Consider the following 17,886-nt stretch of genomic DNA (forward strand, 5'->3'; position numbering starts at 1 on the left):
CCCAAAAAGATAGTCTCTTTAAGAAGTATACCCCCCCCCTTATATATTTTGCAATATTTTTTTAAAATTCTATATCAATAAATACTGCGTAGAATTTTTTCTGTACAATATCCCGATATTGCCCCCCCAATACCAGTAATTCACTGCTAAAAAACTGAAAACAGCTTTCATCTGAAACCAAACCATTGCAAAATGATTATGATAATTTCAAAACAAAAAGAACCGAAACCGGCTTTTACAAGCAATTTCGATTCTTTTAGTATTTTCCGTTTAATAAAATAACTTCAATTAAACATTCTTTTTTATTATAGCCCGCTGTATCGGTCATTCCCGCCGCATAAGCCATACCGCCCAGAAAAACATATTGCCGATATCTCCCCTTTCGGCGTTTCCGTCCTTTTTCTCCGCCGCTCCGCATAAGTACAATTCCCGCCTTTATATAAAGGGCCTCTGACTTCAACTTTTACTGCAGCCCCAGCTTTTTTGTTTCTGTTCCCTTGTATCTAACACACCATATGCCATTTCCCACATCTATGATCCTATTTGTGCAGGTAATCCACTTAGACCATCAAAAGAAGACGAATACTCCATTTTGCAGTCCTCGTCAGCTTACCATCATGCTCTTCTACATCAGGCGCTTCCCTATTACTTTTAATGACAATAAAAAAGATCTCCCTTACATAGATTTATTCGGAACGCCAAAATTCAAGTATTTATCCACCTCACCATTCCGGCTCCCATTTCATCATTAGGTCTTCTCACAAATCCGGATTTCTCATAAAAACCCTCATTTCCTTTTGTTGACATTAGATTTACCATAACAAAAAGATCACCCTGAGCCAGACTGTCAAGCCATTCATTAATATATCCCAAAATCGCTTTTCCGATTCCCTGCCCCTGATACTGAGGATCCACCATAACATCTGCAATCAAATACATATATCCTCCGTCACCTATAACTCTTGCAAATCCCACGGCTCGTTCTTCGTCATAGGCAGCAATAGTATAATAAGAATTATCAAGACCCTTTTCCGCCCTTTGACGGTCAATCTGCCTCCATCCTACCGATTCTCTTAATTTATTGTATTCACTCACCGATATAAAGTTTATATATCTTATCATCTCTGTCTACCTGTCTTTCTGCAAAATATTCAAGTCTGTATATTGTTAACTCAGTTTCTCATCTTTCACATCAGCAAGAAACTCAGCCGCTTTATCCATAGCACGTCCAGCTATTTTATCTATACTTTCTCCATCAACCGTTCCTGCTGCCACCGCCGCCGAAACTATATCTCCGGCTCCCGAAGTGCTTCCAAAAGTTATCATACGCTCCGGTCTCAATATTCCTTCACAAGAGCCCTCTTTATAATAAAGACCTCCACCCTTTATCGTTATAATAACTTTATGAACCCCGGCTTTACTGAAAAATTCTCCTGCCTCCGAAAGCTGTTCCTCGCTGAGAACAGTTTCGCCGGTCATAGCCTCTGCTTCCATTCTCCCAGGCATTACGCAGTAAAATCCGGAAACAGCCTCTGCCGCCTTTATACTGCCCGGCAGATCCGAAGGATCGAAAAACAACTTCTTCCCACTGTCGTTTCCATATTTTTTCGACATATACTCAATGGATTCCTGCGGAATAGTTCCATCTATTACTATTATCTCAGCACTTTCAAGTATCTCTTCCTTTTCCTTCAACAATTCAGGAGTGATGTTTTTAAGCACAGCCCGATTACTCCTAAACATCTCTATATCTCCCAATATATTAAAAAATTCTACATCTATAGCTGTACTGCCGGGAAAAATCTTGAGGCCATCGGTACCTACTCCCGCCGATTCCAGCTCAGCTTTCACTGCCATACCAACTGTATCATCCCCCACGGCCGAAATAAATTCCGTATCATATCCCCATGAAGCCAAATTCACGGCAATATTAAAAGCACTGCCGCTGTTCTTTGCTTTTATATCATCATCTTCTTCATCCCAGCTGGCCTTAGATCCAAATCCTGACTCTCCCATACCTATATGGCTGCTTCCTTCTCTTGGCATTCTCATTTTTACCCTTACCGTTTCCTTGGCACATCCTATTACTGCAATCATTCTAAAACTCCTTTACTCTACAAAAATACTGCCGCCTATAAACTCTCTTATAATCGAATTATTTGGTATCGCCCGCTCATCTTCTACAGCATCAAAAAACTCAATAAATTTAAGCAGTCTCACAGCTTCTGCATATTCATGCTGTTCTCTTCTTACTTCTTTCAAAATAGGTACCGCATATTTCCTCAGAACTGACAGCTCATATGCCAGAGCAGAATTAAAGGTAACATCTGCTTTTATACTGTAAGGAAATATATTCTTATCCTCGCCTGCTCTTACCTTTGGCCATTGAGCGATGGTTTCCGCCGCAGAGCTGTTTCTGAATTCATAATCTCTGACTATTCTCCTTATCATCCTGCCATCCGTCGTTGTAACTCTGTTATGCCTGTCTATATTGAGCTGAGTAAATGGACTTATATATATCTTAAATTTTTCTCTGTCAGCTATACGTTCTGTAAGTTTGTCATTCAGTCCGTGTATTCCCTCTATTATGATAGGCTGATGGCGACCGATGGAAGTTATCCTTCTTCCGAAAACCTTAGTGCCTGTCATAAAATCAAATTCAGGAAGATCCACCGTCTCTCCGGACAGCAATCTGTTCATATTGTCATTGAACAAGTTTATATCAAGCGCATCAAGATTCTCAAAATTATATTGCCCATCATCATCTACCGGAGAATCATGCCTCTCCAGATAATAATCATCAGTCCCCATGTACAGCGGATCCAATCCATTAACCCTGAGCTGCACACAAAGACGCTTAGCAAAAGTGGTTTTGCCCGAAGAAGATGGCCCTGCTATCAGAATCATACGTTTTTTCTCTTTTGTAATCATATCTGCTATCTCGGCAATCTTTTTTTCATGAAGAGCTTCTGACAATAATATCAGATCCTTAGCCTTACCGCCCTTTATACTGTCATTGAGATCCGGCACATAAGACAGTCCCAGAAGCCGATGCCACTTTTTTGATTCGGCAAAAGCCCTGTATATGTTTTTGTCATCCACAAAAGCAGGTACTTTGTCAGGCTCTGAAGGCTGCGGAAATCTAAGCAGCACACCTCTTCCATACTTTATCAGTTGAAAAATACTGATATATCTTGTAGATGGCACCATAAGTCCGTAAAAAAAGTTTCTATACCCCTGTATACTATAAAATTTAGCTTTTCTGATATCTGTAGATTCCCTAAGAAGTCTGGCTTTCTCAAGATAATTATATTTTTCCCACAGTTCTATAGCCTGCTTGCGGTCGTATACTTCTCTTATTATGGGGATATCCTCTTCTGCAAGCTGTCTCATTCTCTTTTCAATATCTTTTACCTGTTCTTCTGTTATGGACGGTTTAACTTCGATCTCCGTATACAGGCCCTTATTCAAAGAGTTCTCAATCTTTACAGGAACATCTCCCATCACATCCCTCACCGCTTTAAGATACATAAGAGACAGGCTGTTCTGATATGCCAGATCAGCACTGTGATTCCTTATATCCAAAAATTCAATATAAGAATCTTTTTGTACATTAAATGTAAGTTCTTCATATTTACCGTTTACTCTGGCTAAAAGAACCGTGTACGGCAGCACAGATTTGAATTCACGAACCAGATCTTCCAATACAACAGGTTCTGCCTTTGTTATCTCCCGATAGCCCTCACTGGATATCGTCTTTAACATAATTCTCATATATTACCCCTTTGATGCCCGACATCATTTGTGACACAAAATATATCTAGTAGTATATCATATGCACCAAAGAAAAACCACAGGACTGTACACTGCTTTTATCCGACCTGTTTCTGTTATTTACAGCAACTCAGATTAATCTTCAGAAGATTCTTCGTTTCCGACATCATTTGCTTTCCCGCGATGACGGAGCAAATCAAACATCAATCTCATTTCTTTTTCGTGAAGAGTCACACCTCTGGACATATGACTGTGATCAGGGGCCCAGTCTCTTATATCATATTTGGGAGCTGAGCCATTCCAACTTACCAGATTCAACTCCTTATTCCATCCGGTTGAATACGATGCAATCACCCCTATCTTCTCAACGATATCAAAAAATATCTCCCTGTTAAAATCATTCCCACTCATTACCATTCTCCTTTTGTTTAAAAAACCCAATACTTAAGACTTCCCTTTTGTTTTTCAGCTAAGTCAGCTTAAATGTTTTTTCATTAGCAGACTTATATTATGTAAAACAATATTTATGTTATAAAATATAACATAAATGTAAATTTATGTCAATAACATCCAATAAAATATGGCAGGAAAATGTTTAAAAACTTTCCTGCCGCCATATAATTATATTTTTACATTGCCGCTTTTATCATGGCCGGTATCCTTCTGCACTTTTCTTCTGAAATAGATGCAACAGAAACCCTTAGCCCCTTTGCCAAAGGAACTATAAACAGCCCTTGTTTTTCCAGCTTAGCACTTATCTCGTCAGGATTATCACACGGAATGGATACGAAAAAACCCGCATCAAAAGGCACTGTTTCCAAATCAACTTTTGCAGCCTCCTCCTCAAAAGCTCTCCCTCTGTCCAAAAGCATATTTCTGTAATAAGCTCTTTCTTCGTTTACTTTCCGCAGAAGACTTTCATCGCTGTATATTCTGGAAAGTATCACCTGAGCCACTTTAGCACTGTTGGACCATGAACCTCTTGAAGAATACTCACAGACACGCCTGAATTCATCAGAGATATCCTTGGTTGCTGCCATGCAGATCATCGCTCCGCATCTGGTACCATAAAGAGTGTATGTCTTGGAAAGACTGTATGCTATTATCGGAAGAACATTTTCCGGAAGCTTTTCCAGCTTAGGCAAAAATTTTCTGTATTCCTCTTCATCGCCTGCAAAATCTATATATGCGGCATCTATCACAAGCGCTATAGCTTTGCCCCTCTGAGCGGTCTCGGTCAAAACTCCCACCACCTTATCCCAGTCTTCAGGGGTAAGAGAATAACCCGTCGGATTATGTGCCGGCGTATTAAGTATAATTACAAGGCTTTCCTGATCCTCAAGAAGTCTTACAGCAGTCTCTTTCAAAGACTCATAATTGAACTTCCTGTCATCTGTAAAAAGTGAAAAAGTCTCGATACTTCTTCCTATTTCTCCGGCAATAGTATTATACGGAGCCCAATGCCAGTCCGAAGTTATTATTTTATCTCCCGGTTCTGAATAATTGGCCATAACGTTTCTAAGCGCTCCTGTACCCCCCGGAGTTGCCACCGCCTCAGTAAAACTCTTTGGCTGAAAAGATCCAAACGCTGCCTTTTTAACCGCTTCCCTGAATGCAGGAATTCCGCCTATAGGCGCATAATCAGCATAATCGGCAGGATCCATATCTCTAAACACTTTATCTACCGATGACAGCACTATCAGATTGCCCTCATCGTCAAGAAGAGATCCTATAGTAGCATTTATAACTTTATCTGCGCCTTTTTCGGCAATCATTTTTTTTGCTCTGTTACTTATACCGAAAATTTTATCCTCTAACGGTATATTCCTTTCGTTCTTTCTGGCCAAAATATATTCTGACACGTTAAATCACCTCTGTTATTCCAAAATTTCAAACTGTTTGCCCTTGCGGAGCCGCTAAAAACATATGGGCTCATTATATCATAATTACAAGTAATTAGCAGTATTAATTTTCCTTTATCTGTCGATACTACGTTTATAGGAGGTGAGACGTACATGAGACAGGATAGAAAGCAAAAAGACAAACCGGCCATAGCTTTAGTTCTGTGCTTTTGTCTGATGGCACTCGTTTCCGTTTTCGTCGTAAAGGCAAACATCGACAAGATAAAAGACAATATGCAGAGTAATAAAGCGGCAGACGTTGTAAAAGAAAAAGCCGTTGATGAAAATGAGGAAACGAATACCAATATCGTAGACAGTCGGGATAATTCCGCAGCCGACGGCAACAACAGCGACTCTTCAACAGACACAGAATATATTGTTCCCATTACAGGCGATATTATCATGGACTTTTCCATGGATATGCCTATATATCAAAAAACCCTTGACCAATACATGACCCACAGCGGACTTGATATTGCGGCCCCTGTGGGAACCGCCGTAAACGCCTGCGCCGGCGGAACAGTCACAAGAATAGAAGAAGATGACAAGCTGGGTATCATAGTTGAGATAAATCACGGAAACGATACTTTGTCCGTATACGGAAATCTGGCCAAAAAAGGCCTTATAGAGCTGGGCGAAATAGTTTCCAAAGGAGATCCCATCGGTCAGGTGGGACAGACATCACTATTCGAATTTGAAGAGGAGGAACATCTTCATTTTGAAATGCGCAAAGGCGGAGAACCCACAGATCCCAGAGATTATATAAAAGGACTGTAACCGGACTACAGATCATAACCCGGCCCGAGGAAAATACTCTGCCGGGTTTTGTTTTCACCAGAACCTTGACAAACACTGTAATAAGGCTATAATTAACACATAAACTTAATATGGGGAGCTTGTGAGACAGGCTGAGAGGAAGCAAAAGCTTCGACCCATGAACCTGATGTGGATAATGCCAACGTAGGAATATTGATATGTATTTTGCATATTTAGATATGTTTATTACAAAAGTGTATGTACCTCAGGTATATACACTTTTTTTCTATCCACAGAGCCAATAGGAGGTAGTGATGAATTATACAACGCAAATGGATGCCGCAAGAAAAGGAATATTGACTCCGCAGATGGAGACAGTTGCAAAAAAGGAAAACATGCCGGTAGATAAACTTCGTGGACTGGTTTCCGAGGGAAAAGCAGTAATATGTGCCAACAAAAATCATAAATGCCTTGATCCTGAAGGAATAGGCAGCATGCTGAGAACAAAAATAAATGTAAACCTCGGCGTCTCACGTGACTGTAAGGATTATGACATAGAAATGCAAAAAGTTATGAAAGCTGTAGATATGGGAGCTGAAGCCATCATGGATCTGTCAAGCCACGGAAATACTCAGCCATTTAGACAAAGACTTACTTCTGAATGCCCGGTGATGATAGGAACTGTCCCGGTATATGACAGCGTTATCCACTATCAGAGGGATCTTTCCACTCTTACAGCAAAGGATTTTATAGATGTCATTCGGCTTCACGCAGAAGATGGTGTGGACTTTGTTACTCTTCACTGCGGCATCACCAGAAAAACCATTGATCAGATCAGAACACACAAAAGAAAAACAAACATTGTAAGCAGAGGCGGAAGTCTGGTATTTGCATGGATGTCTATGACGGGTGAAGAAAATCCATTCTACAAATACTACGATGAAACTTGATATATGTGGAAAAGTACATGACCATTTCTCTGGGAGATGCCTGCCGTCCCGGATGTCTTGCCGATGCCACTGACGTATGCCAGATAGAAGAGCTTGTCCGTCTCGGAGAGCTTACAAAACGTGCATGGGATCATAACGTGCAGGTAATGGTGGAAGGCCCGGGTCATGTTCCGCTCGACCAGATTGCCGCCAATATGAAAATCCAGCAAACCATCTGCATGGGAGCACCTTTCTATGTTCTGGGACCATTAGTTACCGATATAGCAATGGGACATGATCATATAACAGCTGCCATAGGAGGCGCTGTCGCAGCAATGAACGGGGCAGCATTTTTATGTTATGTTACTCCTGCAGAACATCTGGCTCTGCCTGATGTTGATGATGTAAGAGAAGGAATCATAGCCTCAAAGATAGCCGCTCATGCAGCTGACATCGCAAAGGGAATCCAGGGAGCAAGAGATATAGATGACCGCATGAGTGATGCCAGAAGAAACCTTGACTGGGACGAGCAGTTTAGATGTGCGCTGGATCCTGAAAAGGCCAAAGCAATACGTGACAGCAGAAGCCCTGAAGAAGATCACAGTGATACATGTAGTATGTGCGGCAAATTCTGCGCTGTACGAAGTATGAATAAAGCACTGTCAGGAGAATACATAGATATTCTTTAAGTATTATTCTAAAATTGAAAAGACAGTGAATTCTTTACCGAATCCACTGTCTTTCAATCTTTAAAGGGGATAAAAAATCTTCAATTCATAATCCCTAAATTATACTATTATTTTTACGTAATTTATATTCTTTCCTCTGCCGCTAAACTTGTCCTCATATTCCGTGGTAATATCTTTTGATGGGTATTCACTGCTGTGGAGATCACGGGTCTGTTCCGCTATTTCATACCCTGCAGAGTCTATTTCCTCAAGGGTAAAGTCGTATAAATCATCATTGTCCGTCTTAAACTCTATGAAACCTCCTTTTTTAAGAGCCCATCCGTAATCTTTAAGACGATCTCTGTGAGTAAGCCTTCTTTTAGCATGCCTCGCCTTTGGCCACGGATCACTGAAATTCAGATATATTCCCGACAGTTGTCCTTCATCAAAAAACTCATCCATACTGTGAACGAATGTCAACATGAATTTAAGATTTGATACATTTTCCTGCCCGGCCGCTTTTTCAAGCGCCCGCAATATCACCGTTTCCTGTCCTTCTATGGCAATAAAATCCGAATCGGGATGTTCCATGGCTTTCTTCAATATAAACTGACCTTTGCCGCAGCCGATTTCCAGAAAAAGCGGTCTGTCGCCTGCAAAATAATTCTTACTGCCGCCACTCGGTTTTTCTATCATATACATACTGCACTCTTGCAGTCTTTTATCAAGATCTTTGGCTTTTCTCTGTCTCATTGCCGTTCCTTTAAAGCATTATCCTTTCCAAAATTATAAGTCCGATAAACACGATAAATATTGCCGATGCGACAAAGTCTCCGCTTCTCAGCTTCATGCCGTTCATACGTGTTCTTTTGATATCTCCGCCGTAACATCTTGCCTCCATAGCCATTGCCAGATCCTGAGCTATCCTGAAAGCACTTATGAATAACGGTACCAGTATAGGCACAAGAGCCTTGGCCCTTCTTATTATATTGCCGCTTTCAAAGTCAGCTCCCCTCGCCTGCTGCGCCTTCATTATTTTATCGGTCTCTTCCAGCAGAGTAGGTATAAACCTAAGCGCTATAGTCATCATCATCGCCAACTCATGAGCAGGAAGTCCTATTTTTTTGAAGGGTGAAAGAAGTGCTTCTATACCATCAGTAAGACTTATGGGCTTAGTTGTAAGGGTGAGAAGAGAAGATCCTATTATCAGAAGCACCAGCCTGACAGCCATAAATACAGCAGTCCTCAATCCCTCCCGCGTTATAGTCAGAAACCCTAAGGAAACCAACACCTCGCCTTTTATCATAAACATATTGATGATAAAAGTAAAAGATATTATCAAAAATACGGGTTTGAGACCCCGCAAAATAAATTTCAGAGGAACTTTTGATACTGCAATCACCACAGCAAGTCCCACGAAAGCAACTGCAAATCCCAGAAAATCATCTACTACAAAAAGGGATACGATATAAAGAAGTGTCGCCATTATCTTTACTCTCGGATCCAGTTTATGTACATACGAGTTTCCGGGATAATATTGTCCAAGGGTTATATCTCTTATCATTTTTTTAAAACCTTTGCTATTTCATCTGCAGCCTCGTCCATAGTAAGGCATACCGAATTTATATCCATTCCGGCTCTTTTCAGCCTCATGGTGATTTCCATAGAATCAGGAAGCGCCAGCCCCATATTCCTAAGCTCGTTTTCCCGCAGGAAAACTTCCGCCGGGGGTCCTTCCATAGCGACCTTCCCGCAATCCATTACGATTACTTTATCGGACATTCTGGCTATATCATTCATGTTATGTGAAACAAGAAATATTATATTTCGTTCCGTCTCATGTATATTTTTCACCATATTAAGTATATCCGCATGAGCCCTCGGATTCAGACCTGCTGTAGGTTCATCCAGTATCAATATCTCGGGCTTCATTGCTATAACTCCTGCTATTGCCACACGCCTCTTTTGGCCTCCGGATAAATCAAAAGGGGATACATTTTTCACTTTATCATAATCCAGTCCCACCAGTTCGATAGCTTCTTTCACTCTCTCATCAGTCTCTTCCTGGGACAGTCCCAGATTATTAGGCCCAAAAGCCACATCTTTGGCCACTGTTTCTTCAAAAAGCTGATATTCGGGATACTGAAATACCAGACCTATTTTACGTCGTATATCTCTCATAATAACGCCGTCTGCTGTGATATCAGTATCTCCAATTATGATCGATCCCGTCTTCGGCTTTAAAAGACCGTTTAAATGCTGCACCAGAGTAGACTTCCCAGATCCGGTATGACCTATTATTCCAACAAGCTGCCCATCCTCCGCTTTGAAATTCACATCTTCCAGCGCCACCGATTCATGCGGCAGCCCCTCACTGTATATATGAGTCAATCCTTTTACTTCTATCGACATAAGCAGTCCACCATATCATCTATCGTCAAGATGCCTTCCGGAATATCTATATTTCTCTCTCTGAGTTTCAGCGCCAAATCCACCGCCGGAGGAACGTCAAGACTCAAAGCTTTAAGTTCATCTGCTTTTCTGAATACCTCCGCTGGGGCTCCTTCTATTTTTTTCAGGCCTTTATCCATAACTATGATTTTATCGGCCTGGGCCGCTTCGTCCATGAAATGAGTTATCAGCAACACTGTAATGCCTCTTCTGTTCAGTTTTCTGATCACCGAAAGAACCTCACTGCGTCCTCTCGGGTCCAACATTGCCGTCGGCTCATCAAAGACTATACATTCAGGCTCCATAGCTACAGCACCCGCAATAGCTATACGCTGTTTCTGCCCTCCCGACAGCATATGAGGAGCTTTTTTTCTGAAATCATACATCTCCACACCGACAAGAGCTTCATCAACACGCCTTCTTATCTCCACCGGATCCACTCCTAAGTTTTCCGGACCAAAAGCCACATCATCTTCAACTATGGAAGAGACTATCTGATTATCCGGATTCTGGAATACCATAGCAACCCTCTGACGTATATTCCATATATTATCATGATCAGAAGTATCGAGTCCATCTACCACAACTTTACCGGACGTAGGTGTAAGAAGTCCGTTTATATTCTTGGCAAGAGTTGATTTTCCTGACCCATTCTGTCCAATCACAGCAGTAAAGCTTCCTTTTTCTACCACAAAACTGACATCATCTATCGCTCTTACCGATGTGTTGTCTTCACCTTTTACATATTCAAATACCAGATTTTCTATTCTGATAAAATCCTGCATTCAGCCTTCCTCTCCTCCGTAGTAATCATCCAGCCATTTTTTCATAGTATATACATCTACTTGTCCGGGGGCTGATTCCTGCTTCCCGGAAGCAAAAGTAATACATGAACCATATTTTCCTGCCGATACCCTAGCTGGTTTTCCGTGCTCTCCCATAGCTATCATAATCATAGGTCCCACATCGTTTTTATTTAAAAAAGCTGTAGCTTTCAGCAGATTTTTCGAATCTTCTTTTGAAGATGCCATGGCCGCTACTTTACAGATATCTGCACCCATATTTGCCATTCTCTTTACTATTCCCACAAGTTCTGAAGGATTAGGCATCTCCAGAAAATCATGATGGGACAAAATGACTTTACAGCTATGTTTATGTACCTCGTCTATCTGTTTTCTCAAAAGAACTTCATCTACAGTGCTGCCGACAGTAAAAAACTCTATATCTATAAAATCCACCAGACCCGACTGAGCCGCCAGACTTCTTATCTCCGCTATATGTTCCTGACCCATCTGCACATCGCCGCCCTGTGATTTGCTTCGAACGGTAAATATTATAGGCATTCCCGCCGCTATAAAATTAATATCATCAAGGATCTTTATTATGTCAAGATAAAACTCTTTCTGCTCCATGGCAGCTTCAAGGTTCTCTATAGCTCCGAGATATTTGTCCGCTCTCCATTCCAGAATCTGACATGGCATCTGCCTGATGCTTTCACATTCAGCGATTATTTCCTTAGGATCTGCGGAAACTATGGGAACCGCGATTTTAGGTCTTCCTGCTTCTAATACCATTTCTCTGATTTTCAGTATATTCATAACCATCTCCCTTTCAGTTTCCCAAATTGCTTTTAATTTTATCATTTTTGACAATCATTGAAAAGCCTTTGCGACATAATAATACAAGACTAAAAACTTATTCACTGCAAGGTACAAAGCCAGTTCAGCCTATTCTTTATCACATTATCTTGATAATGTGATGTTTGCTACATGATAAGAAAAAGTACGAGTTTTTCCAACTCGTACTTATTTACTTTTTTTGATTATACTATTTCTTTGTGACGGTTTTTTGTGAATATGTAAAATATGTCCTGGCAGGAGTTTTACAAAGTGCAGTAGCTATAACTACAGACAATATCATTCCTACGGCAAACTGTCCTATATTCCATGGGATTCCCAGCAAAGGGCTCACCCAGTTTCCATACATTATTCCCTCAGCAAAATAATATGCGGCGGCCATGAATAGACCGGCGATCACCATGCCAATAACCTCTAAAACAATGAACTTTTTCCCGTTCACATCATTATTCTCAAAAGCTTTCATTACTATAAGACCTAATATCAGCGCCATAATTCCCTTTATGGCAAATGTCCACGGCGCCCATGCCGCAAAGCCTCCTATAATATCACCCAACATGCCTCCAAGAGCTGACGCCAAAGCTCCGTATTTCCATCCCAGTATAAGTACCGATAAAAAAACCATGGCATCGCCAAGATGAACATACCCTTGAGTGAAAGGGATAGGAACTCTTATAAACAATATTGCCACCATGATAAGACACATCATGAGAGCTGTGAGTACGATCCTGAATGTATTGGACTTTGTTTCCATGATAAAACCTCTTTTCAAATAATTTCGTTTGTCATATACTATAATACATGATAATTGTATATAAATTAATATACAAAAATAATTATTTTTATAGTAACAGTTAGGAGTTTTATATGAAAGCTATACTTCCCCTGCTTGATGAAAGCAGAAAAAGACCTTACTATCTCCAAGTCTATGATTACATAAAAGAGGCCATCCTAACGGGGAATATCATGGAAGGTGAGAAGCTTCCGTCCCTCCGCTCTCTGTCAAGATCAACCGGTCTGAGCGTAACCACCATCGAACAATGTTATAACCAGCTTCTGGTAGAAGGCTATATTTACAGTAAAGCTCAGTCAGGTTACTATGTGACCAACGTTTTCCCTCACTCAAAAAAAGCTGCTCCTGCTGAAAGTAAAATATTGACATCATATTCCTCTATGTGCGGAAAGACATCGATTCCACTTCCCGAGAACCTGAAATATGATCCACACTGTTTTGACTTTAACAAATGGAAAAAATGTATGAATAAAGTCATAACAGAATATTCTCCTACCCTTTTCTTTGAAAGCGATCCTCAGGGGGAACTGTTTCTTCGCACCGAAATATCAAAGTATCTTTATATTTCCAGAGGTGTATCCTGCACTCCGGATCAGATAATCATCGGAGCCGGCACTCAACAGATTACCAACCATCTTTCTACTTTACTCAGAAAAATAAACATAGAAAACGTGGCTCTGGAAAATCCCGGATACATACCGGTACGAAATATTTTCAGAGACCGGGGATTTGCAATAACATCTGTAAACGTCTCTGATAAAGGTCTGATAATAGAAAAACTTCCGACAAATATAAGAACTGCGGCTTATGTAAGCCCTTCAAACAATGTTTTCACAGGCGCTGTTATGCCTATAGGCAGAAGATATGAGCTGCTTAACTGGTCAGTGGAAAACGACAGCTACATAATAGAAGATGATTATGACAGTGAACTGCGCTATTTTGGAAAGCCTATACCGGCACTTAAAAGCCTGAAAAATAATCAGCATGTAATTTATCTGGGATCATTCTCAAGTACATTATTTGCAGCTGTAAAAATCAGTTATATGGTACTTCCGGATCGGCTTGCCTCTCTGTTTTCTTCAATGGCTAAGGACTATTCCCAGACATGTTCCAAACTTGAGCAGCTTACACTGGCTCTTTTCATGGAAACAGGCAATTATCAGACTCATATCAAAAAACTGAGAAAATTATATTCTCAGAAACTGGATGAAGTTATTAATGTATTCGAAAGAGAGGCCTCTGATTTTATTAAAGTAGGAAATACTTCATCAGGAATAAATGTGATACTGAAAATAAATTCGAAAAAAAACATAGAAAAATTAAAAAAAGATGCCGAAAAATTCGGCATCCCATTAACAAGTCTCGAAGATGATCTTATAATTTTTTATTACAATCAGATCCCGTTAAAAGAAATTCCTCATCTTCTGACTGATCTGATAAAAGTGTGGCGTGCAGATTCTTGATCTTCTGTCTTCTGATGACAGCAAAAAACATCAAGAACAACATGGATACTACACTTATCACTGCACCCGCAATGAGCCCCGGCGGTCTAAAGCTCAGCTCTATCTCATGGATTCCATGTTCAAGTGAAGCAGAGATAAATACACCGCCAGTCAGATCCCTTATTTCCTGTTTCACGCCGTCTACTTTTAAAGACCATCCTTGTTCATAAGGTACTGACGTTACAAATACACCGCCTTTTCCTGCATCCACAGTACCCTTTATATAAGTATCTCCACTTGAGGTCACATCAAAAGTACTCTCAGAAAGAACACTATAGGCTTTATTCCATATATCATAATCTAACACATTCACATAACTGGTTATATCTGCCGGGTCCCTGTTTTCTTCATATTTTATGGTTATCTCAAAGACCTCTCCTGCTTCAACAGTTCCTATATTTACTATAGATCCGCAGTCATTTCTTATATCTGTGATATCATTGACATCTCCGTTTTTAGTTACAGTTATCTCTTCTGCATTTGTGGCTTCTACAAACACATAATATTTCTGTGTTTCCTCTGATTTATATTTCATAACAACTTGAGCAGGCTTGCCGCTTTCCTGTTTGCTAACACTTATTTTGCCATCTCCATTCACAGTCACATCAGCATTACTGGTTTTCACTTCAGAATGCTCTACAGAATTAAATACTGTGTCATACTGATTTGACGTAGCTGACTTCACATAACTATTCAAAACTTCAAAAGGATTATCACTTTCGGTATCCCATGTCCTTATCTCTGTTCCTGTCATATATCCTATCGAAAGCGGATATCTGCTCTGATAAAGAGAGGAATTCCCCTTTTTATCTATTTGTGTAAAATCATTGTCTTCCAAAGGCAGATTTTTGGCTATCAAATATTTCACATTGAGCATAGCATTAGTGACGGGATTCGTCTGATTATAATTAAAACGATTCTTTCCCGGTTCTCCGTCGAGACCTATCTTTTCCATTAGTTCTGTCGTATCAGAGTTTATAGAAGAAGAAAACTGTGAAAGACCTTTATAATGATACAGAGCCGGGCAGTTAAGTATATAATTGTAATCCATCTCCATTCTGGAGAATTCATTTTTTTTACCTTCAATAAGATCAGTAACATCTTCATAATTCTCAAAATATGAAGATCTCTGTGTATTGCCCACAATATCAAATGATGTACATACGGAAGATATCATCTCAGATGCTGCGATAACCACTATAAGCATAACAAAAGCCGCCTTCATTATGAGCTTTCTCTTATACAGCAGCATAACGGCACAGTAAAGTATGAGCCATGCCATCCCGCCATAGAAAAACAGATTCATATCCTCTATATTTTCTGTAAGAAGCTTCTGCGCTATCAGATAGTATGCAGTTCCTGCGGCAAGCACTACCCATATTGTCCTGTCAGCCACTTCATCCAGCTTATAAAATGCTTTGTAAGTCATACTTATGAGAATAAAACATATCACAAAAGTATATCTGTACGGCAGTTGATTGGGAAAATGCAGACCATGCCATATGAAGTCCAGCTTATTTATATTGAGACTCAGAAATAAAAATAACAAAAAAGATACATTTATCAATTTTTCTTTCACTCTGAAAGTTTTGCCCGTGATGTAAAATACAACTAATATGACCACAAGCATTCCGCAGTACAGATTAGGAAGGCCTTCTCTGTAGGTCACTTCACTGTAAGGAAGCATCTGATTTATCACATCGAGCGCATCATTATAAAATGTTATATTTTCCGGCATATCAGAAGAAATATAATAAGTGCTCTGCATACTTATATAGGTAGGGAGCAGCATGACAGCAGCCATGGCGACAGCCAGAAGAGAAAACCCCACAGCTTTGCCTGTTGTCTTTGCACAGCTCTTTATTCCCTGCCATTTTACTTTTGTAAAATACAACACCGGATAATAAAACAGAATAAAAATGCAGACCATAATGGCTATATAATAATTAGTGAATACAACAAGGGCAAGGGATAGCGTATACATTACGGCCTTTCCCTCGTCAATAAGACGATTCAGACCTAATATGCACAGCGGAAGAAGAACTACAGCATCAATCCACATAATACACCAGTAATATGCCATAACATATGAACAGAGAGCATACATAGAAGCAAAAGCAACCACAGCCCAACTTTGAACCCTGTTCAGATATCTCAGATAGATTGCCATAAAACTACCCGCAAGTCCGATCTTTATAAGAAGGATAACAGTTACCCCTTCCATTATCATTTTCTTAGGAAAAAATATCAATATGAGGTTCAGAGGGCTTGCCCCGTAATATGATATAAGATTCCAGAAATTACTGCCTCCCGCGCCATGCCACGTATAAAACAGACTTCCGCCTTCCTGCAGCTTGTACTGAAGCTCGCTGAGGAATGGAACATACTGGTGATACATATCTATTACAGCTATCTGATTATCACCAAAAGGATATATCCCGGTAACTATAAGTGCTAAAACCACCAGTAGCACAGGAAGAAAAAATGACGCCACTATTAATTTATTCCGACCGAAAAACCCTTTAATCTTCATCTATATTACTTTCCTTTTCTATATATATAGGCCTTCCTTTTGTTTCCATATACATTCTGCCGATATATTCACCCATAACACTTAAAACTGTCGTTATCAAACCTCCGAAAAACAAAATAAGGCAGATAGTCGATGCGTAACCCGGAATATCTTTTCCCATTATAAGAGTCTTTAATATTTCTATCACAAGATATAAAACAGAGCCAATTGCAGTCACGCTCCCGAAAACCCCGACAAATTTAAGAGGGGAAGCTGCGAAATCTATGAAACCGTCTATAGCATATTTTGTAAGGCTCCATACAGACCATTTACTTTCACCGGATATACGTTTCACATTTTCGAACTCTATCCATCTGGTATCAAAGCCTACCCATGCGAATATACCCTTTGAAAATCTCTGATTCTCAGGCATACTTACGATAGCCCTGACCATTTTTCTGTTCATCATCCTGAAATCTACAGCTCCATCCAAAATCTCAATATCACTGTATCTGTTCATTATCCTGTAAAAAGCTCTTGCAAACAAGCTCCTGAGGCGAGGCTCGCCTTTTCTGGAAACTCTTCTGGCAGCACAACTATCACAGCCTGTTTCTTCTATAGTTTCTATCATTTCTGCCATGAGCCCCGGCGGATGCTGCAGATCCGCATCTATTATCACAGCATAATCCCCTCGTGAGGCTCTTAATCCTGCATACATGGCCGCTTCCTTACCGAAATTGCGGCTGAAAGAGATATATTTGATTTTCACATGATTATCAAGTCCCTTGATTTTTTCAAGTGTATCATCACAGCTTCCGTCGTCTATAAAGATATATCGAAATGAATACCCTGTTATAGAAGATATCACACCCTGCGTCTCATTAAAAAACATGTCGATATTCTCACCTTCATTATAGCAGGGAACTATTATATCTATTGTTTTCAGCCCTATATTCTCCATAT

The 17,886-nt window shown here is 40.1% G+C and carries 15 protein-coding genes, 1 pseudogene and 1 riboswitch; of the genes and pseudogenes, 3 read left to right on the forward strand and 13 right to left on the reverse strand.

Features of this window, described 5'->3' with window-relative positions:
• Positions 1–705: 705 nt before the first annotated feature.
• The 5 genes from ACLR96_RS04150 to ACLR96_RS04170 all read right to left on the reverse strand — a co-directional run bounded on the left by ACLR96_RS04150 (position 706) and on the right by ACLR96_RS04170 (position 5,636).
• Positions 706–1,122 (reverse strand): GNAT family N-acetyltransferase, encoded by a 417-nt coding sequence (locus tag ACLR96_RS04150; RefSeq protein ID WP_177267717.1) that lies wholly within the window; start codon positions 1,120–1,122, stop codon positions 706–708.
• Between the two features lie 45 nt (positions 1,123–1,167).
• Positions 1,168–2,097, reverse strand: a complete 930-nt coding sequence (locus ACLR96_RS04155; RefSeq protein ID WP_177267718.1) for a PfkB family carbohydrate kinase — start codon at positions 2,095–2,097, stop codon at positions 1,168–1,170.
• Positions 2,098–2,109: 12 nt separating this feature from the next.
• Positions 2,110–3,774: a nucleoside kinase gene (locus ACLR96_RS04160; RefSeq protein ID WP_177267719.1), complete on the reverse strand. Its 1,665-nt coding sequence runs from the start codon at positions 3,772–3,774 to the stop codon at positions 2,110–2,112.
• A 135-nt stretch (positions 3,775–3,909) separates the two neighbouring features.
• Positions 3,910–4,185, reverse strand: coding sequence for a YdbC family protein (locus ACLR96_RS04165; RefSeq protein ID WP_177267720.1), 276 nt, complete (start codon positions 4,183–4,185; stop codon positions 3,910–3,912).
• 218 nt (positions 4,186–4,403) lie between these two features.
• The gene (locus ACLR96_RS04170; RefSeq protein WP_177267721.1) at positions 4,404–5,636 is read right to left on the reverse strand and encodes an aminotransferase class I/II-fold pyridoxal phosphate-dependent enzyme; all 1,233 of its coding nucleotides are present in this window, start codon (positions 5,634–5,636) and stop codon (positions 4,404–4,406) included.
• Between the two features lie 153 nt (positions 5,637–5,789).
• Here ACLR96_RS04170 and ACLR96_RS04175 point away from each other — a divergent pair, with 153 nt between their 5' ends.
• The gene (locus ACLR96_RS04175) at positions 5,790–6,452 is read left to right on the forward strand and encodes a M23 family metallopeptidase (protein WP_187524944.1); all 663 of its coding nucleotides are present in this window, start codon (positions 5,790–5,792) and stop codon (positions 6,450–6,452) included.
• A gap of 101 nt (positions 6,453–6,553) precedes the next feature.
• Positions 6,554–6,659: riboswitch (TPP riboswitch) on the forward strand.
• Positions 6,660–6,742: 83 nt separating this feature from the next.
• Positions 6,743–8,049, forward strand: a pseudogene (gene thiC, locus ACLR96_RS04180) (phosphomethylpyrimidine synthase ThiC).
• 99 nt (positions 8,050–8,148) lie between these two features.
• On the opposite strand, the gene trmB reads toward thiC, so the two are convergent.
• The 6 genes from trmB to ACLR96_RS04210 all read right to left on the reverse strand — a co-directional run bounded on the left by trmB (position 8,149) and on the right by ACLR96_RS04210 (position 12,870).
• On the reverse strand, positions 8,149–8,781 hold the full coding sequence (gene trmB, locus ACLR96_RS04185; protein WP_177267724.1) for a tRNA (guanosine(46)-N7)-methyltransferase TrmB: 633 nt from the start codon (positions 8,779–8,781) through the stop codon (positions 8,149–8,151).
• Between the two features lie 10 nt (positions 8,782–8,791).
• Positions 8,792–9,592 (reverse strand): energy-coupling factor transporter transmembrane component T family protein, encoded by an 801-nt coding sequence (locus ACLR96_RS04190; protein WP_177267725.1) that lies wholly within the window; start codon positions 9,590–9,592, stop codon positions 8,792–8,794.
• Positions 9,589–10,440, reverse strand: coding sequence for an energy-coupling factor transporter ATPase (locus ACLR96_RS04195; protein ID WP_177267726.1), 852 nt, complete (start codon positions 10,438–10,440; stop codon positions 9,589–9,591). Before ACLR96_RS04195 ends, ACLR96_RS04190 begins: the two co-directional genes overlap by 4 nt.
• Positions 10,431–11,264: an energy-coupling factor transporter ATPase gene (locus ACLR96_RS04200; protein WP_177267727.1), complete on the reverse strand. Its 834-nt coding sequence runs from the start codon at positions 11,262–11,264 to the stop codon at positions 10,431–10,433. The genes ACLR96_RS04195 and ACLR96_RS04200 overlap by 10 nt, the downstream gene beginning before the upstream one ends.
• The gene (aroD, locus tag ACLR96_RS04205) at positions 11,265–12,077 is read right to left on the reverse strand and encodes a type I 3-dehydroquinate dehydratase (protein WP_177267728.1); all 813 of its coding nucleotides are present in this window, start codon (positions 12,075–12,077) and stop codon (positions 11,265–11,267) included. It lies immediately after the preceding gene.
• 229 nt (positions 12,078–12,306) lie between these two features.
• Positions 12,307–12,870: an ECF transporter S component gene (locus tag ACLR96_RS04210; RefSeq protein WP_177267729.1), complete on the reverse strand. Its 564-nt coding sequence runs from the start codon at positions 12,868–12,870 to the stop codon at positions 12,307–12,309.
• Between the two features lie 113 nt (positions 12,871–12,983).
• Here ACLR96_RS04210 and ACLR96_RS04215 point away from each other — a divergent pair, with 113 nt between their 5' ends.
• Positions 12,984–14,372, forward strand: a complete 1,389-nt coding sequence (locus tag ACLR96_RS04215; protein ID WP_177267730.1) for a PLP-dependent aminotransferase family protein — start codon at positions 12,984–12,986, stop codon at positions 14,370–14,372.
• Here ACLR96_RS04215 and ACLR96_RS04220 read toward each other — a convergent pair.
• Together ACLR96_RS04220 and ACLR96_RS04225 are read right to left on the reverse strand one after the other, a co-directional pair.
• Complete coding sequence (locus tag ACLR96_RS04220) at positions 14,284–16,944, reverse strand: YfhO family protein (RefSeq protein ID WP_177267731.1); 2,661 nt, start codon at positions 16,942–16,944, stop codon at positions 14,284–14,286. The genes ACLR96_RS04215 and ACLR96_RS04220 overlap by 89 nt on opposite strands.
• Positions 16,934–17,884: a glycosyltransferase family 2 protein gene (locus tag ACLR96_RS04225; protein WP_412265238.1), complete on the reverse strand. Its 951-nt coding sequence runs from the start codon at positions 17,882–17,884 to the stop codon at positions 16,934–16,936. The genes ACLR96_RS04220 and ACLR96_RS04225 overlap by 11 nt, the downstream gene beginning before the upstream one ends.
• Between the last annotated feature and the right edge of the window lie 2 nt (positions 17,885–17,886).

The sequence above is a fragment of the Lentihominibacter sp. genome, assembly GCF_046951855.1.
Lineage (GTDB): Bacteria > Bacillota > Clostridia > Peptostreptococcales > Anaerovoracaceae > Lentihominibacter > Lentihominibacter hominis.